The organism is Desulfocicer niacini (genome assembly GCF_054657595.1).
The window spans coordinates 180,110-203,578 of the sequence record NZ_BAAHYK010000003.1; the positions used below are offsets into that span (position 1 = coordinate 180,110).

General features: G+C 47.8%; 19 protein-coding genes. 12 read left to right on the forward strand and 7 right to left on the reverse strand.

Annotation, left to right across the window (positions count from 1 at the left end; translation table 11 throughout):
• Positions 1 to 3 precede the first annotated feature (3 nt).
• Positions 4 to 558 carry a hypothetical protein gene (locus tag ACYQ2M_RS02645; protein ID WP_459914762.1) on the forward strand — a complete coding sequence of 185 codons (555 nt, stop codon included), beginning with the start codon at positions 4 to 6 and terminating at the stop codon, positions 556 to 558.
• Positions 559 to 687: 129 nt separating this feature from the next.
• Here ACYQ2M_RS02645 and ACYQ2M_RS02650 read toward each other — a convergent pair whose 3' ends face one another.
• Positions 688 to 2,547, reverse strand: coding sequence for a GNAT family N-acetyltransferase (locus tag ACYQ2M_RS02650; protein ID WP_459914763.1), 1,860 nt, complete (start codon positions 2,545 to 2,547; stop codon positions 688 to 690).
• A gap of 371 nt (positions 2,548 to 2,918) precedes the next feature.
• Here ACYQ2M_RS02650 and ACYQ2M_RS02655 point away from each other — a divergent pair, with 371 nt between their 5' ends.
• The 7 genes from ACYQ2M_RS02655 to ACYQ2M_RS02685 all read left to right on the forward strand — a co-directional run bounded on the left by ACYQ2M_RS02655 (position 2,919) and on the right by ACYQ2M_RS02685 (position 10,653).
• A complete protein-coding gene (locus ACYQ2M_RS02655; protein WP_459914764.1) occupies positions 2,919 to 4,001 on the forward strand; it encodes an AI-2E family transporter in 1,083 nt (360 codons plus the stop codon).
• A 518-nt stretch (positions 4,002 to 4,519) separates the two neighbouring features.
• Entirely contained in the window at positions 4,520 to 5,662 is a 1,143-nt protein-coding gene (locus ACYQ2M_RS02660) for an ABC transporter substrate-binding protein (RefSeq protein WP_459914765.1), read from the forward strand.
• 97 nt (positions 5,663 to 5,759) lie between these two features.
• Positions 5,760 to 6,635: a branched-chain amino acid ABC transporter permease gene (locus ACYQ2M_RS02665; RefSeq protein ID WP_459914766.1), complete on the forward strand. Its 876-nt coding sequence runs from the start codon at positions 5,760 to 5,762 to the stop codon at positions 6,633 to 6,635.
• Positions 6,636 to 6,638: 3 nt separating this feature from the next.
• Entirely contained in the window at positions 6,639 to 7,595 is a 957-nt protein-coding gene (locus tag ACYQ2M_RS02670) for a branched-chain amino acid ABC transporter permease (protein ID WP_459914767.1), read from the forward strand.
• 175 nt (positions 7,596 to 7,770) lie between these two features.
• Entirely contained in the window at positions 7,771 to 8,610 is an 840-nt protein-coding gene (locus ACYQ2M_RS02675) for an ABC transporter ATP-binding protein (RefSeq protein WP_459914768.1), read from the forward strand.
• 37 nt (positions 8,611 to 8,647) lie between these two features.
• Positions 8,648 to 9,394, forward strand: a complete 747-nt coding sequence (locus ACYQ2M_RS02680; RefSeq protein ID WP_459914769.1) for an ABC transporter ATP-binding protein — start codon at positions 8,648 to 8,650, stop codon at positions 9,392 to 9,394.
• Positions 9,394 to 10,653: a phenylacetate--CoA ligase family protein gene (locus ACYQ2M_RS02685; protein ID WP_459914770.1), complete on the forward strand. Its 1,260-nt coding sequence runs from the start codon at positions 9,394 to 9,396 to the stop codon at positions 10,651 to 10,653. Before ACYQ2M_RS02680 ends, ACYQ2M_RS02685 begins: the two co-directional genes overlap by 1 nt.
• Before the next feature lie 438 nt (positions 10,654 to 11,091).
• On the opposite strand, the gene ACYQ2M_RS02690 is transcribed toward ACYQ2M_RS02685, so the two are convergent.
• Positions 11,092 to 13,551 carry a penicillin acylase family protein gene (locus ACYQ2M_RS02690; RefSeq protein WP_459914771.1) on the reverse strand — a complete coding sequence of 820 codons (2,460 nt, stop codon included), beginning with the start codon at positions 13,549 to 13,551 and terminating at the stop codon, positions 11,092 to 11,094.
• 759 nt (positions 13,552 to 14,310) lie between these two features.
• Between ACYQ2M_RS02690 and ACYQ2M_RS02695 the strand changes: the two genes are divergently transcribed.
• Entirely contained in the window at positions 14,311 to 14,721 is a 411-nt protein-coding gene (locus ACYQ2M_RS02695) for a desulfoferrodoxin family protein (RefSeq protein ID WP_459914772.1), read from the forward strand.
• Between the two features lie 349 nt (positions 14,722 to 15,070).
• Here the strand turns inward: ACYQ2M_RS02695 and ACYQ2M_RS02700 are convergent, their stop codons facing one another.
• Positions 15,071 to 15,736: a DUF2959 domain-containing protein gene (locus ACYQ2M_RS02700; RefSeq protein ID WP_459914773.1), complete on the reverse strand. Its 666-nt coding sequence runs from the start codon at positions 15,734 to 15,736 to the stop codon at positions 15,071 to 15,073.
• Positions 15,737 to 16,022: 286 nt separating this feature from the next.
• On the opposite strand from ACYQ2M_RS02700, the gene ACYQ2M_RS02705 reads away from it, so the two are divergent.
• Together ACYQ2M_RS02705 and ACYQ2M_RS02710 are read left to right on the forward strand one after the other, a co-directional pair.
• Positions 16,023 to 16,433, forward strand: coding sequence for an acyl-CoA thioesterase (locus ACYQ2M_RS02705; protein ID WP_459914774.1), 411 nt, complete (start codon positions 16,023 to 16,025; stop codon positions 16,431 to 16,433).
• A gap of 15 nt (positions 16,434 to 16,448) precedes the next feature.
• Positions 16,449 to 16,736, forward strand: coding sequence for a DUF503 domain-containing protein (locus ACYQ2M_RS02710; protein WP_459914775.1), 288 nt, complete (start codon positions 16,449 to 16,451; stop codon positions 16,734 to 16,736).
• 345 nt (positions 16,737 to 17,081) lie between these two features.
• On the opposite strand, the gene ACYQ2M_RS02715 is transcribed toward ACYQ2M_RS02710, so the two are convergent.
• Positions 17,082 to 19,172 carry an acetate--CoA ligase family protein gene (locus tag ACYQ2M_RS02715; RefSeq protein ID WP_459914776.1) on the reverse strand — a complete coding sequence of 697 codons (2,091 nt, stop codon included), beginning with the start codon at positions 19,170 to 19,172 and terminating at the stop codon, positions 17,082 to 17,084.
• Positions 19,173 to 19,349: 177 nt separating this feature from the next.
• On the opposite strand from ACYQ2M_RS02715, the gene ACYQ2M_RS02720 reads away from it, so the two are divergent.
• A complete protein-coding gene (locus ACYQ2M_RS02720; RefSeq protein ID WP_459914777.1) occupies positions 19,350 to 20,459 on the forward strand; it encodes a class I SAM-dependent methyltransferase in 1,110 nt (369 codons plus the stop codon).
• Here the strand turns inward: ACYQ2M_RS02720 and ACYQ2M_RS02725 are convergent.
• The 3 genes from ACYQ2M_RS02725 to ACYQ2M_RS02735 all read right to left on the reverse strand — a co-directional run bounded on the left by ACYQ2M_RS02725 (position 20,443) and on the right by ACYQ2M_RS02735 (position 23,083).
• Positions 20,443 to 21,324, reverse strand: coding sequence for an amino acid ABC transporter permease (locus tag ACYQ2M_RS02725; protein WP_459914778.1), 882 nt, complete (start codon positions 21,322 to 21,324; stop codon positions 20,443 to 20,445). The two genes, ACYQ2M_RS02720 and ACYQ2M_RS02725, sit on opposite strands and share 17 nt — an antisense overlap.
• Positions 21,321 to 22,154 carry a transporter substrate-binding domain-containing protein gene (locus ACYQ2M_RS02730; RefSeq protein ID WP_459914779.1) on the reverse strand — a complete coding sequence of 278 codons (834 nt, stop codon included), beginning with the start codon at positions 22,152 to 22,154 and terminating at the stop codon, positions 21,321 to 21,323. The genes ACYQ2M_RS02725 and ACYQ2M_RS02730 overlap by 4 nt, the downstream gene beginning before the upstream one ends.
• Positions 22,155 to 22,297: 143 nt before the next feature.
• Complete coding sequence (locus tag ACYQ2M_RS02735; RefSeq protein ID WP_459914780.1) at positions 22,298 to 23,083, reverse strand: amino acid ABC transporter permease; 786 nt, start codon at positions 23,081 to 23,083, stop codon at positions 22,298 to 22,300.
• Positions 23,084 to 23,469 lie beyond the last annotated feature (386 nt).

Sequence of the window (23,469 nt, forward strand, 5' to 3'; positions counted from 1 at the left end):
ACAATGACAAAATCAGTAATAGTAACAGCAATCTGTTTTTTCCTGGTAATGGCTGCAGCAGGTTCCAGCCTTGCCGCATCATCCTCCCATTCAGCACACAGCATGGGAGCAGATACCGGAAATAAAACCATGGAGACCATGCCCGGCCATGACATGTCTTCCCACGACATGGAGGCATCCTCTCACGCAGGAATGATGATCTATTCATCCATGGTTAAAGGTTATGCATTGACATATGAACTCATCGACATGAAAGAAAAAATGAAGGCGATGAAAGGCATGGAGGGGATGAAGGACATGCCGGAGATGACGGCTACCCATCACCTGATGATGTTTGTTAAAAAACACGAGGGAGCCGCCGTCACAAATGCCATGGTGGGCTATCTTGTAAGAAATCCTGATGGTACCTTACAGAAGGCCATGACCATGGCTATGTCCGGTGGATATGGTGCGGATGTGGATTTGAGTCAGGTTGGAATTTACACCATAAAAGTCAAGGCCCTTGTCGACAAAAATAAGCTTGTGGATGAATTTCAGTATGAAATAAAGGCCCAGTGATTTCTGGAATTTAATGAGTGCTCAACTTTCGGCTTTGATGCTGCCGTATCCCTTTTGAAAAGGGGAAATCCGGAAGTTGGGAACCATCTGGATTTTTTTCAGTTGAGGGTGCCTTTCCCATGAAACAGTTCAGCCCCTGAAATGCATCTTCACATAGCAGGCACCATTGGAAATGCCTTTTTCCAGTGAATGTTTTGTTTTCTCAAATAATTTCATCATGGGTTGATTTTCCGGGAGAACCTCAGCCGTGAAGCCATTAAGACCCTGGGTTTGGGCCAGCTTGATTAAAAGATGGAGCAGATGGGTCCCCACTCCGATACCCTGGTAAGCCTCGTCGATCAGGAAGGCCACATCTCCATAATTTGACGATTCGTCCTTTACAAAGCGTGCTTCGGCAATGATTTTTTCACTGTCTGACTTGCCCACCAGCCCCACAATGGACATCTCTCTGCTGTAATCCACATTGACATACTCCTGCATCTGATCGTGGGTCATGGTCTGTACCAGATAAAAAAAACGATAAAAAATCATCTGATCCGAGAATCGGTAGAAAAATCGTCGCATACCCTCTTCGTCTGAAGGTTTGATGGCCCTGAATTTCACCGAAATTCCGCCTTTAAATTCCGCGGTGTTGGATATATGGGAGGGGTAGAGATGGGCGGATGCCTTGATGAAAATCTGATTGGGGTAGATGATTTTCTTTTGTCTTGCCTGTTCAATGAGATGTTCCCTGTCATCGGGGTGAGCAATTTCAATCATGGCCTGGGCCCGTTCCCTGATGGTTCGCCATTTCAGGTTGGCCACACCATATTCCGTGACAATCATGTGAACCGATTCCCGGAGTCTGAGCTGATTGGGATAGTCCATCAATGAGACCATTATATTGGATTCCCCCTTGCGATTGCGGCTGGGAAGCCCAATGATGGTGCCCCCGTCCTTTGAAGCTTCAGCTCCCGTGAGAAAATCCACCACTTCACCCGGGCCTGTCATCACCGCGCCTTTAAGGGGAAAGGCAACTCCTCCCAGAAGATCCACCTTGCTTGACTCATAAATAGCCGTAAATTGAGGGTTTTCGGCAATAAGCTGTGGGTTGCACACATAGTCGGTTCCTTGGAAGTCCACCAGAGGGTTGCGATCCAGCCATTTTAAAAGCTCTTGGGAGCCAAGGGCATAGGATGTCAGGGATTTGCCTCGGAAAGGAGATTTGCGGTAATTGGTCACGGCACCGCTTTTCACCAGATCTGCCAGGGCATCTGTGAAATACAGGGAATGTATCCCCAGATCCTTCATGCTGGTTAGATGGGCGGATAAGGCTTCAAAAAGAGGGCTGTGGGAAAAATTGAGGCAATCACCATCCTTGATGATTGAAGCCACATTGGCAGCAACCTTGTCCATTTCTTCGGTGACCCGAAATCGTTCATAGATAACCGGTGCCCGGGTGGAGTGGACCAGAAGATCAAAGTCTTTGATGGACACAAAGGTGTCGCCAAAGGTGAAGGGGAGCTCTTCATTGATTTCTCCCACCACGATTTTTGCCTGTTCCATGACCTCCCTTGCCACATCTACCGCCGGACCCAGGCTGCAATATCCGGCCTCATTGGGCGGTGTAATCTGGATGAAAGCCACATCAATGGGAATTCTGCCGGATTTTAAAATTTTCGGTATCTGGGATGCATAGGCAGGAATAAGATCTATCTGGCCCGAGGAGATTGTGTTTGAAGAGACAAACCCTGAAAAAAAGCTTTTTAACCGGTAGTTCCGGGCATGTATTTTATCAATGGAAAGAATGACATCCCCCTGTACTGCCAGCTGGATGAGTTCAATGTCCCGGATATTTCTTTCATCCGCATCCAGCAGAATTTTCATCAGTGTTCTGGGAGCTGCTGGCCCTGTACCGATGAAAATCGTCATACCGGGCTTGATCATGGAAAAAACAGTTGCCGGAGACACCAGGTGTGATTTCCAGTTTTTCTTATTTGCCACAGACATGAAATGCTCCTTGTTACTATCTCCGGGAGAGAGGACGTCTCGTTCGCATATCCACAAGTCTTGTAAAAATGCGGATGAAACGTCCACCCTCCCAGTTAGGGACATTGCTTTAAAAAGTGTAAAGCGGGAATGAAGTGCGCCCATGATATTATATATGATTCCTATCAGTATTCCGAATCAGAATCAAGGGGATATCGGGGGGGCGTGCCTGGATTAAAAACTCATTGTCTTTTAATCATTTGGGTGTATAGTTGGTGGGTTGGATCATCGCGTGTAATTGGGGCAACATTGTGCATCAGGCCCCGTCAATTCAATGAAATAAAGTTTAGAACCGGACTGATGAAAAAGGCCGGAGAGTGTCGAGGAAAAAAATGATAGAGATGTTTCGTTCCTGGTTTCAGCGATATTTTTCAGATCCCCAGCTTATTATTCTGGGAGCCATGCTGTTGGTGGGGTTTTTAACGGTTTATTTTTTGGGAAGTATGCTGATGCCGGTTTTTATGGGCGTCATCATCGCATACCTTTTGGAGGGAATTGTGCAGCGGCTTCACTCTTTGAAAGTACCCAGAAAAGCCGCCATTCTCATTGTGTTTATTCTTTTTATCACCTGTTTTGTTATTACGGTGGTGGGATTGTTTCCCCTGCTGTCCCGCCAGGTGGTACAGTTTGTCCAGGAATTGCCATCCATGCTCAGCAAGGGACAAAAAGGGCTTCAAGCCCTGCTGGAACAATATCCGGATCTCATCAGCCGGGCACAAATTAATGAATTGATCACCTCCATTGCATCGGAAATTTATAACCAGGTTCAACAGATTCTGTCTTTTTCCCTGGCATCATTGAAAAACGTCATTGTGATCATTGTTTATCTGGTGCTTGTTCCTCTGCTGATCTTTTTTTTCCTGAAGGACAAGCAGGTGATTCTGGACTGGTTTAAAGGATTTCTGCCAGATAACCGGGATCTCTCAAATATGGTGTGGCATGAGGTGAACCTTGAAATAACCAATTATATACGGGGAAAAATATGGGAGATTCTCATCGTCTGGGCGGTGAGCTATATCACCTTTATTTCATTTCATTTAAAATTTTCTCTGCTCCTCTCCCTTCTGGTGGGCCTGTCTGTGTTGATTCCTTATATAGGCGCAGCCGTTATTTTTCTGCCCGTTGCTCTGGTTGCTTTTTTTCAGTGGGGATTTGTTTCTAAAACCGCCTGGTTGATGCTTTCCTATGGAATTATACAGGCCCTGGACGGTAATCTTCTGGTGCCTTTGCTTTTGTCCGGGGTGGTGAGCCTGCATCCTGTGGCCATTATAATGGCGGTACTGGTCTTTGGGGGATTGTGGGGGGCATGGGGATTGTTTCTTGCCATTCCTCTTGCCACATTGGTACATGCGGTGCTCAAAGCCTGGATGGGCAAGCAGGACACATACAAATATAAAAAATTTGTTGAGCATTGAAGTTATGAGCAGGCCCTTGATTTCCAAGGATTGCCGTTGGTATGATACGATCCCTGATTCATCACAGGAATAGAATTGCACTTTTTATTAAAAAAAGCTTGACTCTTTGGAAGAGGTTGATTAAGACTTGACATCCTAATATTATATATTTTAAACAGAGGATCTGATGATACATAGATATTTCTACTTTTTTATATTTACCTGCTTCAGCGGCTTTTATTTTACAAGGTCTGCTGATGGGGAGTTTATGTAAAGCGTCGAAAGATCACACGTGAATTCAAACCATGGGCAGACTGAGATTCAGTAACCCCCATGGTTTTTTTGTTTAAAGGCTGTGGGTGTTTACTCTCAGCCTTTTTTAATATGTGCCGGATGTTGCCCTGAGCCTTAACCGATGGACGTACTGCCTGCTTGGCGATGCGGACTTTTGTTTGTGGATCGGAACAAATTCGGTGGTGATTGAATGCCCGGGTTTTATTTCACATTTTAATACACCCTGAACAAAGGAGATTATTCAAATGTTGTTGCGAAAAACCACAATAGGCGTCCTTATCATGTTGCTTTGCCTTTCCCCTGCAATTCTGCTGGCTGGTTCCGTTTACAAGGTGGGCGGGATTTTTTCTTCCACCGGAAGGGCATCCTTTCTGGGAGATCCGGAAAAAAAGACCATGGAGATGATGGTTGAAAAGATCAATGCGGCAGGCGGTATTGACGGGCATCTTCTGGAAGCCGTGATCTACGATTCTGAAGGAGATCCTGCCAAGGCTGTCAGTGCCGTGAATAAGCTGATCCATAAGGATAATGTTCTTGCCATCATCGGACCTTCCACCACCCCCACCACACTTGCCATCGTCAATTTTGTGGAGCGTGCCCAGGTGCCTCTCATCAGTTGTGCGGCCGGTGTGGCTATCACCTCTCCGGTAAAACCCTGGGTGTTCAAGACCGCCCAAAGTGACCTTCTGGCCGTGGCCGCTGTTTATAACAACATGCAGGCCCGAGGTATTAAGAAGATCGGCATCATCACTGTTGCCAATTCCTTTGGTGAAAGTGGTAAGGCACAACTCCTGGCCCAGGCCGCTGATTTTGGCCTTGAAGTGGTACAGGCAGAGAGTTTCGGTGCCAAGGATACCGACACCACAGCCCAGCTGACCAAGATTAAATCCGCTGCCCCCGATGCCATTGTCTGCTGGGGCACCAATCCCGGTCCTGCGGTGGTGGCCAAGAATGTAAAACAATTGAAAATTGATATCCCCCTTTACCAGAGCCATGGCGTGGCCTCCCCCAAGTTTATTGAACTTGCCGGTGATGCCGCAGAAGGCATTACGTTGCCAACGGGTAAAATTCTTGTCACCGGGCTTCTGCCCGCCGATGATGTCCAGAAAAAAATCCTGGAAGATTATCAGGCCGATTACAGCGCAAAATATAAGGGAAATGTTTCCGGATTTGGCGGCTACGCCTTTGATGCGGTGAATCTGCTTGCCCAGGCATTAAAGGGCAGTGATGGAGATAAAAGCAAGATTCGCCAGGCTCTGGAATCCACACAAAAGCATGTGGGTGCCACGGGCGAGTTTAATTTTTCCGCCACGGATCACAATGGACTTTCCCCTGATGCCTTTGTCATGGTGGAGATCAAGGGTGGTACCTGGTCGTTGATTAAATAAAAAAACAGGGCTTGATCTGAACAGATGCTGATTTTGACAGTCAGTGTCACAAGGGTTTTACTGTTGCGATCAAGCCCCAAAAAAAACAGGAAGATCCATGCAGGAGATTATTCAGTATCTTTTTTCAGGTGTTACCACCGGTGCCATCTATGCGGTGATTGCCGTGGGGCTTTCCATGCTGTACAGTTCCACGGAATTGATCAATTTTGCCCATGGTGAATTTGTCATGCTCGGGGCCATGGCCATTGTGACCTTGTGGGTGCACATGGCCTTTCCCCTTCCGCTGGCCTTTGCCGGTGCCGTGGCAGTGGGGTGCTGCATGGGACTTTTATTTGAACGAATTGCCATCCGCACCGCCGGAAATCCCCAGCCCATTGTGCTTGTGATCATCACCGTGGGGGCTTCCATTTTTTTGCGGGGGGTGGCCATGATCGTGTGGGGAAAAGATCCCTTCAGTGTCCCTTCTTTTTCAAGCCATGAATCCATAGAGATTGCCGGAGCAGCTCTTCTTCCCCAGAGTATCTGGATTGTGGCGGCTGCTGTCATTCTGGCCGGAGGCATTCATTTTTTCTTTAAAAAAACACTGACGGGCAAGGCGATGGTGGCCTGTGCCGTTAATAAAAAAGCGGCCTGGTTGTCGGGGATTCCATCTGAAAGAATGGGAGTCTTGGCCTTTGCCATGAGCACGGGGTGCGGTGCCGTTGCCGGTGTATTCATTGCCCCCATTACCATGAGTAGCTATGACATGGGTACCATGCTGGGCCTTAAAGGATTTTGTGCAGCAATGATCGGCGGTCTTGGTAGCCTGTGGGGGGCCTTTGCCGGGGGAATTCTTCTGGGAGTGCTGGAATCCCTGGGGGCGGGCTTGATTTCATCGGGGTCCAAGGATGCCATTGCCTTTATCCTGCTCTTGTTAATTCTTTATATTTGTCCCGGGGGGCTTTTTTCGGCAAAAGAGGCAAAGCGGTTTTAAATTATGGATGATAATAAAAAAAAGATTCTGCTGGAAAATACCCTATTCCTGGTGATTATCCTGTGCTGCGGGGTGTGGATTAAAAACACCTATTATCTGCAAATCATGACCTTCATTGGTATAAATACCCTGCTGGCACTGGGTTTGAACATGCTCATGGGATATGCCGGTCAGGTGTCCCTTGGCCATGCTGCTTTTTATGGCATAGGCGCCTATACCACAGCCATTCTTTCGGGAACATATGGCATGTCTCCCTGGCTTGCTTTGATGTGTGCCGTGGTATGTGCCGTGTTCATCGCCTTTGTGGTGGGGCTTCCCACCCTGAAGCTTTCCGGTTACTATCTGGGTATGGGCACATTGGGATTTGGCATGATCGTTAATATTCTGTTCCGGGAATGGAGTAGTGTCACCGGTGGCTCTTCGGGGTTTGTGGGTATTCCCATGCTGACGGCGGGTTCCGTTTCTTTCATGTCGGGCCGGAATTATTTTTTTCTGGTGTGGATGGTGGTCTTGCTGGCCGTTATTTTGTGCCGCAGAATTCTTTCTTCCCGCATGGGGCGAGCGCTGCGATCCATACATGACGGCGAGAACGCTTCCCTGGCCGTGGGAGTGAATACCCATTTTTTAAAATTGCAGATTTTCATGTTCAGCGCAGCCCTGGGTGCCATTGCCGGATTTTTGTATGCCCATTTTGTAATGTTCATCAGCCCGGAATCCTTTGGATTCATGGTGTCGGTGAAAATGGTGACCATGGTGGTCATCGGCGGTATGGCCAGCGTATGGGGAGCCCTTCTGGGGGCATCGGTGCTTACCCTTCTGCCCGAAGTGCTCCACGGTTTTGCTGAGTATGAAATGATTATTTTCGGGATGATTCTCATGCTTGTTATGATTTTTATGCCCCAGGGGCTCACCCGGGGGCTTTTGGACATTTATGTGCATTCAAGGAAAAAAAAAGGGTGAATATTCGATCAGCACCCCATATTCGTCTGTTTGGGACTGCCCACATAGCATTAGTATGCTGCGCAGCCCCAAACAGGCGAATATGGGGCACTGTCCAAACATTTACTGAGCAAAGCCGAATATTTACAAGAGGAGATGATTTTTTTAAAAAAATATAAAGGTATAGACAGAAATCATGATGACAGATCTTGAGAGACCCCCTGCCCGGGAAAATGATGACCTGGCTCATGCATTTTCCACCGGGAATGATAATGCCCGGGCCATGCTGGAAGTACGCTCCCTGACCAAACGGTTTGGCGGGGTTACTGCCCAGGACAATATCTCCTTTTCCATTGAGCCGGGGATCGTGTGCGGACTAATCGGTCCCAATGGCGCGGGTAAGACAACCTTGTTTAACATGATCACCGGGATTTATAAGCCAGACAGTGGCCAGGTGATTTTCAACGGCAGACCCACCCGGAAAATGGCCGTGTATCAGCTGGTGAAGGCGGGCATTGCCCGCACCTTTCAGCATGTGGAACTGTTTGGTTCCATGACCCTGCTTGAAAATGTGCTGGTGGGCATGCACGTCAGAACAAAGAGTGGGTTCTGGGGGGCTGTGACACGGCTGCCATGGGTGGTGAAAGAAGAAAAAGATGCCCGGGAAAAAGCCTTTGAATTACTTGAATTTACAGGTTTATCACCCTATGCCCATCGACCGGCCGGGGATCTTCCCGTGGGACGTCAGAAAATGGCGGAAATCGCCCGGGCACTGGCCTCTGATCCCCGGTTACTGTTACTGGATGAGCCCGCCGCTGGCCTGAACGCTGTGGAAACCGATGCCCTTGGCCGATTGATTGAAAAGGTGAAGAAAAAGGGAATTACCATGATGCTGGTGGAGCATGACATGAGCCTTGCCATGGGAATTTCCGATAAACTCATTGTCCTTGACCGGGGCAGCAAACTTGCCGAAGGCACCCCCCGGGAGATTCAGAATAATCAAGCGGTGATGGAAGCCTATCTGGGGCAGGGATAATCAGGGTGGGATTGCTTTGCAGGAATAATATAAATATATGCTTAGAATAAAGAATTTAAAATGCAGTTATGGCAGTATTGTTGCTGTGCATGGGGTCAGCCTTTCGGTGAAGGAAGGAGAGCTCATTTCCATTATAGGTGCCAATGGGGCAGGTAAGAGCACCTTGCTGTTGGCCATCTGCGGTCTTTTGAAAACCTGGGACGGAGAAATCCTTTTCCGGAACAGTGACCTTAAGGGCATGTCTCCTCCGGCCATTGTCCGGGCCGGGATCAGCATGGTGCCCGAGGGGCGACAGATTTTTTCTCCCTTAAGCGTCATGGATAATCTGAAAATGGGGGCCTACACCATGTATCGCAAGGGGTTGAAATCCCAGGTGGAAGATGACCTTACCATGATAATGGACATGTTTCCCATTCTTCGGGAGCGGGCGGACCAGCTGGCAGGCACCCTGTCCGGGGGAGAGCAGCAGATGCTGGCCATTGGCAGGGCCTTGATGGCAAGGCCCCGTCTGCTGGTTTTGGATGAGCCTTCCATGGGGCTTGCCCCCAAAATTGTGGACATGATTTTTGGGGTGATTACCACTTTACGAAGCCAGGGTGTCACCATTCTGTTGGTGGAGCAGAATGCTAGGGCTGCCCTGAAGATTGCCGACAGGGGATATGTGCTGGAGACCGGGAAAATGGTGCTCCAGGGAAGTGCCGATGAGCTTTTACTGGATGATGATGTAAAGCGGGCCTACCTGGGCCAGGATTATGGTGATTTTTATGACGGGAGGGATCAGTGATGCTGGATGTAACGGTGGAAGAAAAAGATCAACTCAAACTGGAGCGATTGCAGAGCACCTTGAATCGGGCCTGTAAAAATGTGCCCTTTCATCGTAACCGGTTCCTGGAACTGAACATTCTTCCCCAGGATATTGTCTCGCTCAAAGACCTGGAAAAATTGCCCTTCATGGATCGCACCCATCTTGGCACCCATTACCCTTACGGTCTTTTTGCCGTACCCTTAAGGGACATTGTCAGGATTCATACGGCACCCGGTACCGGTGCCAGCCCTTCCATCAGCGGATACACAAGGACAGATCTCTTGATCTGGAAAAAACTGGTGGCCAGAAGTTTTGAAGCTGCCGGGGTCACAAGTCTTGATATTATTCAGATCCATCTGCCCCCGGGGCTTGCCAACTGGGGTCGGGATTATAAGGATGGTGGGGAAGCCATGGGGGCCGGTGTGATTCCCAACTCCCCCCTTTCCCTTGCCAAGACCCTCATGGTGCTGCGGGATTATAAAACCACCACCCTGGTGACCACGCCAGCCTTTGCCGAGCAGCTCATGGAGCATATGTTTGACCAGGAGCGAAATCCCAATGAGCTGAACCTGAAAAGGGTGATTCTGGTGGGTGAACCCGTGGATGAAAAATCCGTGGCTGACCTGGAAGAACGACTGCACGTGGATGTATGGCTCAATTATGGTCTGAGTGAAATCCCCGGCCCGGCCATTGCCCATGAGTGCGGCAGTCGTTGTGATACCCATGCCTGCGGCAGTCATTGCGGGCTTCATATCAATGATGATCACATCCTGCCGGAAATCATTGATCCAGGTACAGGAATGCCGGTGCCCATGGGAGAAAAGGGCGAACTGGTGTTGACCACCCTGTCTGCCAGGGCCTTTCCCCTGATTCGTTTTCGCACCGGGGACATGGCACGATTTGTCACCGAGCCCTGCGGCTGCAGTTCTCCTTTGATGAAAATGGAGTGGTTAAAGGAGCGGGTGGATAATATGATCATCATCTCCGGCATCAAGGTCTCTCTGGACCAGGTGAAGGTTTACCTTGGGCAGGCGCTGGGCATGCAGTGCCCGGACTGCACCGTGGAGCGGATTCGCCAGGGCGGCACGGAAATACTTGGAATATCACTTGTGATGGATGATGTGCTTTTTTCCGATGAGATCAAGAATCTGGAAAAGTTAATGGTCCGCACCGAAGAGACCCTGGCCGAGCAAGTGGGGGTGCCTGTGAAAATTGGGCTGGTGCAGAAGCGGGTGTGAGCGGTGACAGATAAGTCAAGGATGCCGTTCATTCAGATGTATATCCCCGGAGCATTTTTTATATGAAACTCCGACTAAAGGATTGCAATTATTAGAGTTTCATTTTTCGTTGTGGCTGGTATTTACAGCCATGTGGGTTATATGGAAAGTCAGCCTCCAAGGCAACCTCAGCAGAGCCGCCCCCCCCGATGGGCAATAGGAACCGGACAATTGAGCTGTCTACAGTTCCGGACCGGGCCCATTGCCCGTCGGGGGGGGCGGCGGTATAATACCATTTGGCTCCGCGTCTACGACCCTATATTTGTTGTGTCCGACAGGACATGCCCGTTATATGAAACTCCATCCAGATATCTCAAATAATAAGAGTTTCAAGCTTGGTTCCGGCAGATGCTTACGGCCATTTATATTATAAAAAAAGCTCCGGATGGATTAAAAAAATTATTCGCTAAACAGTGGAAACGCACGTGGTGAGAATCCGTCAAATTCCGGGGTCATACTGAAAAAGTGATCGTCAAATACCGGAGATCCATCCTCAGCCATGGAAATATTTCCCGACTCCCCAAGGGGAAACATGGATTCAATGCGAACAGGACCGGATGATCCCAATTCCACACAATGGGCATAGGTTGATCGGGAACCAAAGGGGGTCTCGTGCACTTTCCCGATTAAATCGTGGGAATAAATAATTTCCTTTTCTCCCGGGATACTTCGGGGAACATTCCAGGGGGATGCACCAAGGGAATCAAGGACATTATCAAGGGCTGTAACCACAATGGCTTCGGCGCTCTGGGGGGCGCTATTATTTGTCAGATTCGCAAACCAGTTATATTGTGCCACCACACCTGAATTTTCTCCCTTGAGCAGATGAAGAATCGTGTTGAAAAGTATAGTGAGGTCCTGATCTTCATAGGAGAGGGTTGCCGTGGTCAGTTCATCTTCAAAGGTTAATCGAATAACCTCCCGGATCCATTTATCCGTTAACACCCATGCCTCGGAGCGTATTGTACCGTTGATCCATTCGTCAAGCGTGCCATCAATGAAATGTCCATCCCATCCATTCAGCTTGTTCATGGCTGCCATTCGACTCTCTGTTGGGTTGGCCTGAACAAAATTTGAGAAATATGAATTGACAAATTCCCAGGGATTTCCACCCAGTCTTATGGAATCCGTTGCGGCAATGTTGGACGCCAGGTCCCGAATGGCTTCAAAAGTAAGATTCTCGTTATTGTTAAGGTATTCCTCAATTACATGGGCACGGTGAAAAGGCCCAAAATAATAGACAGGCGCATTGGATGAATTATCATAGGCATCACTGGACTTATTATTCCACCCCCCGTAAAATTTCTGCTCACTGTTTCTATCGGTGGATCGGGCCTTCAAGATTGCAGCATCCCATTCAAGGGTTGGAGTTCCTGGTAAAAACCCCTGGGGAAAGCGCCATTCTCCGGCAGGACGTACCGGGTCGCGGCCTGACATCCAATAGGCAATGTTGCCGTTCCGGTCAGCATAGCAGAAATGCTGGCTCACTGGCACCTGATCTATACCTTGTCCAAATTCGTCCATACTCTGTGCCCGCGCCAGCTCAGTGATGGCCTTTACTCCATATTGTTCATACCCCCAGTGGGAATATTTCCAGGATACAATGGGGTTTGCGGCACTGGCTACATAATTGTCAGGGTCATAGGGCAGGGGATTGACAATGGGGCCATGACTGCTTCGGTAAACCGGCAGGAGGATATCAGCTTCTCCCGCAACCTTGATGGTTTCCATGCGGTGTAAACTGACATTATCCGGGCTTTCAATATAATAATCCACTGTGTGGGCGTGCCCCACCTGCATGGACCATGCATGGTGGGGGGTCCTTCCTATGATTATACCGGGAATCCCGGCGACTGTCATTCCAGAGACATTTAATCCCCCCGCATTGATAGACCCTTCTAGGACGATGGAGGGCACGGAAAAGCCCATCTGGGGACCGGAGTAGATGACGGGATTGCCCGATGCGGTCTTGTTTCCTGATACGACCCAGGCATAACTACCCATTTTTAATCGGGCATTTATTTTCTCCAAGTTATTTTCAACATTTTGTCGCACGGATTTAATATTGTTTGCCGCGACCGCCATGGGTTTTATCATTTCAGTTGTTTTTACCGATCTGCTGGTTTTGACTGGTATATCACCGTTCAAAGCCGCCACGTCTGTCTGCATTTCTGAAGGAATATAGGTCTGTGCATCGGGATCATTGACCCATCTGAGATCATTGAACATGCTCATATAATTTTCTGGATATTTTACCATTAATTCACTTAACAATGTGGCATTATCCAATTGTCCCCGGGAGTCTATTCCTTCGGGGTCAAAATTTCTTAACATGAGACCTAACCATGCCAGTACATCAGAGGCGGTCCAGTCTTCAGGAACGAACGTACTGCCCAAGGATTGTCCAACAGCAGCAAATTCAAAGGGCAGTAGGTTTGTATTCTCTTTTATTTCGTTTATTCTGCGGTTGAATCCTGCCACATACCCGTTGATGATCTCTTTACTTTCGGCATCAAGCCCATCAAACTGTTTGACCAGTTCTTCATCGGAAAACCCCACTGTTCTGAGATATATATCTGTTGACAGCTGGCTTGATCCTAATATCTCCGCCAGTCGTCCACGCGCGCTTCTGCGATAAAGTTCCGCCTGCCAGAGGCGATCTGTTGCCACTGCATATCCCTGGGCCTCAAAAATATTAAAATAGGTGGCATATTGCCCTCCTTTTATGAACCAGACTCCCTTGTCATCACGTGACACCTCCACTGATTTATCATGATCACTGCTGTTAAAACATCCCGCAGTTGTCAATACAAATAAAATCGTAAAAAAAATAGTTGCTTGCTTTAAACAAAATTTCATTTATGGCTCCTTCTTGTGTTAAGGGGTTCATGGTAATTGTTGGCAGACATTGTCAAGACGGGCGGTATTTAAAGTTGGACTTATTCCTGCTGCTGGATAGAATTATGATCAATTTTATCCAGATGGTCTGAGCTTATAATCTATGGAGCTTTTGATGATCAAATTCTGTAGAATACTTGGATTTCGGTCTTGAGATTTTTCAACGATAAGGGTTTTGAAAGATTATCGAACAATTTTATGCAAAGACAAGGTTCTGTCTCTATCACTCAACTTCCGGAGTTGGCAGGCTTTATGATTGACGAAAAATTGAATGGCTGATAATAAAAAATATACAAAAACCAGCGTCAAATTGTATGCAAAAGATATCAAAAGAATCATATTGAAGCAACTAAAAAGAAAAGGTATCTTTTCGGAGGTGGATGGCCCGGAATAAAAAGCAGTTAGTCTTTTTATGGGTGTGAAATTTTTAAATAAAATTGGAATGTTCCTTTTAGATCAGATATGATTCGGATCAGATTAACCAGGGTAGATTCTTCTATCTGAAATTTTTTCTGGGTAATTCCTGTGGATAGTGTTACGATTTGATTTTGTTCATAACCTTTTTTTGTTAGAAAAATTGGGCTTAATCACAAGATCGGCAAGGCCTTAAATTTGGTAGGTTAATGGGGTCAGGCTTGTGACCAAGTCCGAGAAGTTTTTTGTCCAAATTGACCCAACTTCCATTGTTCTTTCATTAACTCATCAGTCAGGAGGTCTATCATGTATGACAGACGAGATTTCTTCAAGACAACCACCGCAGCAGCCGCATCCATTATGGTGGCAGGCTCAGCCTTGCCAGCCCTTGCCGGCAGCACCGCCATGTACACCAATATTGTCTATACCAAGGATAATCCGGGCAAATGGGCGAGGAAAGTGGACAGTCACGCCCCCCAAGTGACCGTAACTGGGACCACGGTTCGGGTTGCCACCAATCATTCCATGTCCAATGCGCATTTCATTGTAAGACATACTCTGATTCTTGAAGACGGGACTTACCAGGGGGCAAAAACCTTTACGCCTGCAGATAAACCCGAATCACGCTATGAATTGCCTGAAGGATACAAGGGGAAAATTTTCGTAACCAGTTTTTGCAACAAGCATGATTTCTGGCTGACAGAAATCAATGTCTGATATTGCTGACAATTTTTTAACAGGCTTCATGGAGTCAGATTTTTATATGAAAATGCCGACAGCAGAGCCCTCGACGGGCCATCGGACTGGCCCATTCGGAGCCAAAGGCGATCAGCCCATTTGCCCTGCCGGTCGTTAAGAAGCGCAGGCTGTTTGAGGACAAACCTGCAGGCAGTTCCTGCGCTTTAGACCGGTAGGGCAAATGGGCCGCCGACGGTCCGGGGCCGGCCCGATGGCCCGTCGGGGGCGGCATAATGCCACTTTCATTATTAGTTGTGTACGTCAGGGAATGGTTGTTATAGGAAAACCGGCGAGAAAACCCCTGAGTTTTCAGCTCAGGGGGTGTTGGCTATTGCTGTAGTTCTGCCAGGAAGTCATTGGAAGAGGCAATGGCGCGATTCATCTCCCCGATGAGTGACTGGATCTGACCCTGGAGGTGGGAGAATTCTCCTTTAAGGGACCCAATGGCCTGGGCATTGAGGTTATGCTTTAAAAACAGGACATTGTCATGGAAAGTGGTGAGTACCGGGGCCATGGATTGTTCGGCCTGGTGCATTACCTTCAGCATTCTACGATACCGGGTCCGGGTTTCTGTTATTTTCTGCTGGCTGAGGCGCTTTAACTCCGCATTGCTGTATTGTTCCAGCTCAGCTTCCCATTCCAGAAACAAGGCTTCTGCCACATCTTCCACCCGGGAAATTCTATCTGATACGGCTTCAGCTGCTTTTTCGCTCTCTTCATAGGCAGCATTGGTTTGTTCGTAGGCCATTTTAAGATCGGTATTTTCCAGGCGTACCACCGATTCAAATTGTGTCAGGGCAGACTTAAATTCCTCCTGGGCATTTTCCTGGGCGTCCCTTGCCTTTTCCACCCGATCCACCAGGATATCACGTTTGTGAATGCCTACCTTTTCCATGGCACCATAGTATGCTTGGGAACATCCGTTGATAAGCCCCATGGAGAAAATAAGCCCCATGGTCAATATAAACCGAGGCAGTGGTGATGATTTTTTCATGTAAAATCTCCTTTATTATGGATCCGCATCGCAAAAGGTATTCTTTTTTCCGCGTTGACCCTTTTGTCTATCACAGATAGGATAATACTTTTTTGTACCCTTGCGTTGAGGGTCTGTCAAGCCTGCAGGCAGAGGGTGACATCCTTAATATCTGCCATGTCTGCCTTTTGGTATAACGAAGACTGAAAATGCTGATATGCCGCCTTTGAAGGCCGATGGAACCGGCGGGGGGGGGGCAGCTTGTTTTGATTTGGAAAGTTTTTTCAAGAAAGGAACTGTTTTCAATATGTTTTACACACAGATTCATCCCGATTCTGGAGATCTTAGTGGCGCAGGTCATGTGCGCTTTTCAGTGTTCCCCCTGTGGTTTGAAAAGGGATTTGAAGGAATTTATAAAATTGTTAATGGCACAGATAAAAAAAAGAAGGGAGCGGTCATTGTGGCCCGCCTTGAAGTGAACTACCTGGCAGAAGTGTATGATCAGAGTCCGCTAACCATTAAAACCGGTGTGGCACGTCTGGGGAAAGCGTCCTTTACTCTTGAGCAGCAATTGATTCAGAATGAAAAAACAGTCGCCGTTGCCCAGGTGACCATGGTGAATTTTGATTATAGCATTAAAAAATCCATTTCTCTTCCCGATGATGTGCGCATGGCCCTTGGAGAGCATTCTGTTACGGATAATTTGAACAACTCATAATGGAGGTAAGCTTCCATGGTCATTGGTGTTGGTAGAATCGTGTTGCGACTTCACGGGGTTCATTCTTTGAAAGCGAAACGTAAAATTATCAAGGGGATCATGGGGCGTATCAAAAACAGTTTTAATGCATCTGTGGCGGAGATCGGAGCCAATGATGTCCATGAACGGGGAGAGATCGGTTTTTCCATCACAGGCTCGGATCAACGCCTTGTTAATGCCATGGTGGATAAAATTTTTAATAAAGTCGAGGACATGGGTCTTGCCGAAATGGTAAACACCGAGTTTGAAATAATGATTTTTTGATACTGAATTTGCCTGCTTTTTTATAGATTCACATATTTTGACGGGTACAATGAGACATGAAAATGGCATTATGCCCCCCAAATTGGCACTTGAGCGCCTTGGAATTTGAATGGGCCGTCATTGGCAATTCCTTCATCGTTGCTAAAACTCGATGACCAAGTTTTTTATCTTGAGATGTAATGGGGAGGGTTCAGGCTTGTGTTATTGGCGTTATGGGCATTATCGGTGGCGTTTCGTGTTGACCCCGGCGTTGGTCGATAACGCTAATAACACAAGCCTGAACCCGTTATTGCAAAATCGGCAGAAAAACGTGAACATCGAGTAAAAAAAGGATTCAGCTAAATTTTACCTCACAATGATGGACGCATCCACGGCAATGGGCTTTCCCCGCTCAATGATCAGGGGATTTACATCAATTTCTTTAATCTGGGGATACTCCAGGGCCAGTTGTCCCAGGGCCGAAAGAATATCAGCCAGGGTATCCCGATCCACACCGTTGGCCCCCCGGAAACCGTTGAGAAGTTTCTGATGTTTAAGCCGCCCCATAAGAGCCAGTGCATCATCATGGTCCAGGGGCGCCACCCCGAATACGGCATCATCTAAAATTTCCGCCATGACACCCCCCAACCCCACCATGACACACACACCGAACTGGGGATCTTTTACCACCCCGGCAATGAGTTCCAGATCTCCTTTGATTTGCTGCTGAAGGAGTATTTTCCCCTGGCCTTTCATGTCCCGGTGGAGATCATTGAAGGCCTTCTCCACCTGGCCCGGAGTTTCAAGGTTCAGTTTCACCCGTCCGGCCTCGGTTTTGTGTACTTCCTCTGGAACAAGGCCTTTCATAACCACTGGAAATGTCAGGGTGTGTGTGGCTTCATGACAGGCTTGTTCGGGACTGCTTACTGTTATTTCATGGGTTACAGGGATATTGCATGCCGTCAGAATGGCTTTGGAAACCTGTTCGTCCAGGGCCGTTCCCTTTGATTTCAGATTTGCATTGATGGTGTCCTGGGAGAGCTTGGGGATTTTATGATTCCGGGGCTTCTCCCGGTTCGCATTCCTTTTCCCATGGGTAAACACGGCATCCATGCATTCAACGGCACGATACAGTTCCCGGAAAACGGGGATACCCTTTGCCTGGGTCTTCATCTGGAAGACCCGGGCCTCATCCTGCTTGCCGATGAGCCAGCAGAAGACAGGTTTTCCCATGTTTTTTGCCTTGTGAACATGGGGTTCCAGATCAAAACTCAGGGCAAAACCACCGGCAAAAGAATGGATAAAAATGGCATCAATGCCAGGGTCTTCGCAGGCGGCTTCAATGGCAATGCCATAGACTTTTTCCGCACCATGCTGCTCCACAGCAGGCCACAGATCAATGGGGTTGGATGGGGGCATCCACTCGGGAAATATGGTTTTTAATTTCTCCCGGGTCTGATCACTGAGGATGCCTGGCTCCAGGTTGAACTTTTCCATGAAGTCCGAGGAGACAATACCGGCACCACCGCTGTAGGTGAGTATGGCCACCCGTCCCCTGGGGGCAGATGGGGTGATGTCGGGGTATGCGGCAAGGGATCGGCACAGATCCATCATCTGCTGAAAATCCGTTGCTTCAATCACCCCTGCCTGGGCCATGGCACCGCGGATGACGGCACCGTTTCCAGCCATGCTGGCCGTGTGCCCCATGGCTGCCTTTGCCCCCATGGCGCTTTTTCCACCCTTTAGAAGGACAATGGGTTTGGTGGATCGCCTGCAGATTTCCATGAATCTGCGGCCATGGGAGATGGATTCAAGATAAAGTCCGATGACCCGGGTGTGGGGATCTGTGAGCATATATTCCAGGATTTCACATTCATCCACATCCATTTTATTGCCGATGGAACAGACCTTGCTGACGCCCATGGTGCCGTGGGACATGCAGTCAATGAGAAAGGCCCCCGACAGCATGCCGCTCTGTACAATAAGGGAAACCTCTCCGGGCAGCAGAGTATTCCATAGCTCCGGGGAAACAAAGGAAAATACATTTTTATTCACCGCATCCACAAGGCCCATGCAGTTGGGGCCCCACAGGCGGATACCGGCTTTTTTTGCAAAGGCGGCAAGATCTTTTTGCATCTTTAGTCCCTCTTTTCCGCTTTCGGCAAACCCGCTGGATTCAATCATTACGCCTTTTATACCCCGTTTTGCACAGGCTTCTATGATTTCGGGGACCCGTTTGCCCGGGATAAAAACAATGGCCAGATCCACGGGATCAGGAACATCGGCAATGTTTTTGTAGCAGGCAATATCAAGGATTTCATCATACCGGGGATTCACCGGATAAATACCGCCATTGAATCCTTTGATAAGGTTTCTTAAAATGGCATTGCCCCCTTTGAGGGGGTTGGGTGTGGCCCCGATGAGTGCGATGCCCTTGGGATTGAAAAAAAAGTCCATAAATAAATTCCTCTGTTAACTCAATTTTCGGAGTTGGCTGAACCCGCTGGCCCGCCAATGATGATGGCCGACCGATGTTATGACCCAGCCTAGTATTGACAACACGTTCTTTAAGGAAGAAAATATAGCCTCTTCAAACAGGCTTTGACAATGACTTTATATTATTTGAGGTGAAAGATGCCCGAGCAGGATAATGAAAAGAAAGCTGCCTTTGGCAGAAAAATGGCGGATATTTTAAACCATGGTTCTCTGAACCTGGCCATGGCCCTGGGTTATCGGCAAAAGTTATTTGATGCCATGGAAACATTGAAAAAACCATCCAGCATTGAAGAAATTGCACTGAAAAGTAAACAAGACCAGCGTTATATCCAGGAGTGGCTGGGGGTGATGGTCACCGGGGGTGTGGTTGAAATATCCACAAATTATTCTGGGGTAACATTGTATTATTTGCCCCCGGAACATGCCGCCTTTTTAACGAAAAATGCCGGTAATAACAATCTGGGGGTTTATACCCAGGAGATTCCGTTATTGACCCAGTGTGCCATGGAGGCGGTGGCGGCGGGGTTTGATTCTGGTCAGGGGGTTCATTTTTCAAACTATCCCCGGTTTCAATCTTTTATGGCGGAACTGTCCAATGCCAAGCATCGTCAGGTGTTGGTGGAGCAGTTTCTGCCCCAAGTGGATGATGGCATCCTGATACAAAGATTGCAAACAGGTATTGAAGTGTGTGATTTGGGCTGTGGGGAAGGGGTGGCTCTTAATCTCATGGCCCGGGCCTTTCCCCAATCGCGTTTTGCAGGCATTGATAATCATGAAAAAGCCCTGGAAGCGGCCCAAAAAGATGCAGACAAAATCGGCCTGGACAATGTGATCTATTATTTGGAAGATGCGGCCCGCCTGCTGGATGATCCTCGCTTTGCAGGTCGGTTTGACTATATTTGTGCCTTTGACGCCATCCATGATCAGTCAAAGCCTCTTTCGGCTTTGAAAAGCATCCGGTCCATGCTTGCTCCGGGGGGAATTTTTTCCATGGTGGACATTGCAGCAGAGTCCAGCCATGCCGGTAATATGGATCATCCCATGGGGCCTTTTCTGTACACAGTCAGTCTCATGCACTGCATGCCCGTGGGCTTAAATGATAACGGTGCCGGGCTTGGCATGATGTGGGGACGTCAAAAAGCAGAGGCCTTTTTAAAAGAAGCTGGGTTTGATGCTATTGATGTGCAGGAAATGGCTCATGACGGGTTTAATCTTCATTATCTGTGCCGGGTCAATGGGGTCTGTTAAGGTGGAATTCCAGCCTTGCCACGGCCATGGAGCAGCAGAAACAGCCGGTAAAGTAGATCAGCAGAATGATGGTCCACACCTCAAAGGTAAGAAATGTCGCGGACATGAGTTCCATGCCTTGGAAGGTGAGTTCCTGGATGGATATCACCGATACAATGGCGGAATCCTTTATGGTGGAGATGATTTGCCCTGCCAGGGGGGGCAGCATTTTTTTCAATGCCTGGGGAAGAATCACGTGGCGCATGAGCTGAAACCGTGAAAATCCCAATGCCCGGGAGGCTTCCCATTGCCCTTTTTCAACTGATTGTATGCCGGCCCGGATGATTTCTGTTATATATGCCCCTTCATAGACAGCAAGGGCAACCACGGCAGAAAGAAAAACCGGTATTCGGGACACCGGTGCGGTAAGCATTTCAATGGTGCTTTTTAACAGCCCTTCTTTTAGCTCTGCCAGTTGATTTATGCCCAGCAGGGGAATCACCCTGTCTCCGATGAAATAATAGGCAATGAAGATCCATACCAGGATGGGGATGTTGCGGATGAGTGCCACATATCCCGTTCCCATTATTTTAAAAAAAACGCTGTTGCCTGTTCGTGCAAGGCCTGCAATGGTGCCAAGGATAAGGGCCAGAAAGGTGGCCCAGATGCTGATACGAAGGGTGGTAAAAACCCCCTGCATCAGCATGCCGGGAACCCATTGATTCAATGGGGCATCCCACCTGAAAAAATACTGGGGGATGGCCTTCCAGTTCCATTGGTAATGAAAGTCCATGCCCGCCAGGATGAAAAAACCGGCAATGAGGGAAAAAAAGATTGCCAGGACCACGATATCGATCCAGGTGAAATTCAGGCGTTCTTGTATCACTGGATCTGGCTTTCCCAGTCTTTTGTTTCAAACCAGTAGGCTTTTCTTTCTTTGAACCATCCTTCTGCTTCCACATAGATGATCCAGTTATTAAAGAAATTCAAAGTGTCCACATCTCCTTTTTTCAGGGCAAACCCGATGGGTTCCTGGGTGAAGTTTGCCTTCAGGGGCAGAAAAAGCCGGTCTGGATTTTTGATGGCCTGAAAAGCCGGAGTGGGAGCCGAACCCACAACGGCATGGGCTCTGCCGTTGATCACTTCCTGGTAGGCCTGGGATTCATCATCAAACATGCGGATCTGGGCATTGGGCAGGTATTTTTTTGTGGCAGTTACAGCGGTGGAGCCAAGTCTTGCCGCAATAATGACCTCGGGCTTGTTGAAAGCTTCAAGGGAATTGTAACCCTCTGCCAGTTTTTTGCTGGCCACCATGGACATGCCGGTGTAGTCATAGGGGATGGAAAAGTTGACCTTGAGATTTCTCATGGGTTGAATGCCCATTCCGCCGATGACCACGTCAAATTTTCCCATGAGAAGGGCAGGGATGATGCCTGACCATTTGGTGGGTACAAATTCAATTTTTACCCCCATGTCCTGGGCAAGGCGGCGGGCCACATCAATTTCAAATCCGATGAGTTCTCCTGTTTTGTCCTTCATGGCCCAGGGCACAAAGGTGGACATCCCCACCCGGAGTACTCCCCGTTGCATTATCTGTTCAATGACACTGTCCTGATTGGATGCGACAGTGGCAGAACCGGGAACAGAGAGCAGGATCAATGCCATGAGCACGGTGAAAAAGATGCAAGTTTGTTTAAGATTTCGAAAATAATACATGAAAAACCTCCTTTTTTTTGCTTGTTTATATTCTTTACTCTTCAGCCATGCATTTTCCAATTTGATACCACATAGTGCGTCTCGTTAAAATTGAAATCGATACATGTGGTATGAGAAATGAGAACTCAGGAATCATGAGTTCCTTACATTGGGGTAATGGCAAAATGTTCTTCCATTTGCCGGGTCAAAAGAGACAGTGCAATTGTAAGCACTAAATAAACCCCGGCAATGGCAAACCATAATTCAAAGACCATATATGTTTCCGCAATTATCATCTGGCCTTCCATGGTCAGGTCGTACAATGCAATGGTGCTGACAAGGGCAGAGTCCTTGACAAGGGAAATGGTCAGACCTGCCAGAGGGGGGATCATCTGGGTCATGGCCTGGGGCAGAATAATATGTCTGTAAATACGATACCTGCTTAAACCCACAGCCGCCGAGGCCTCCCACTGACCCTTGGGGATGGCAATGATACCTGCCCGGATGATTTCTGAAGCGTAGGCTCCCTCAAACAGAGACAGTGCCAGCACCGCCGATGCAAAACGACTCAGATCCATCACTGGTGCAATGACAAAATAGATGAAAAACAGCTGGACCAGTAACGGGGTATTTCGAATTAATTCAAGGTAAGTTCTTGCAATAATACGAAGAGAGATTAATTTTGAAAGACGGCATAATGCTGTGAAAAGACCCATCAGGCTGGATAAAATAAAACTGACAAGGGAAACCTGGAGGGTAACCATCAGCCCCCGTAAAAGAGGACCCTGTACAAATGAACCATTGCTGAATTTCCCAAAATATTGGGGAACCCGGTACCATTGCCAGTTATAATTGGAATGACTGCCGCTGGCATACATCAGCCAGATGATAAAGGCAGATGCGGCAATAAATTTAATAAGATCCAGGGCAAATGCGTATCTCTTATTCATTATACTGGGGAACATGTTCTTAATGTGTCTTCTCGTGAGCTATAAATTCTCATTTGGCATATTACCTTTGCTGCTTTAAACTTTTGTTTAAGATTGGCTTTTCATAGCATTTTTAAGACAAAAGGACAAATGTTCGAAATAAAACCAGCTTGGGAGATGAGTTTTTTTGGGAAGGGGGGACATGGGGCGGAGGCCTACCCTCATAATCCTCTGAAATATTATTTTTGTCATCATCATCAGTTAGGATTTTTAGTTTAACAAGTGGAAACAGGAAAAAACATATTTGATCAAATATTAATTTTATAATTATTTTAAATGGTTATGATTTTCATGAGAAATAAATAAAAAAAGTGTTTGACAAGGAGGTTGTTTGCATGTAGTTTCGC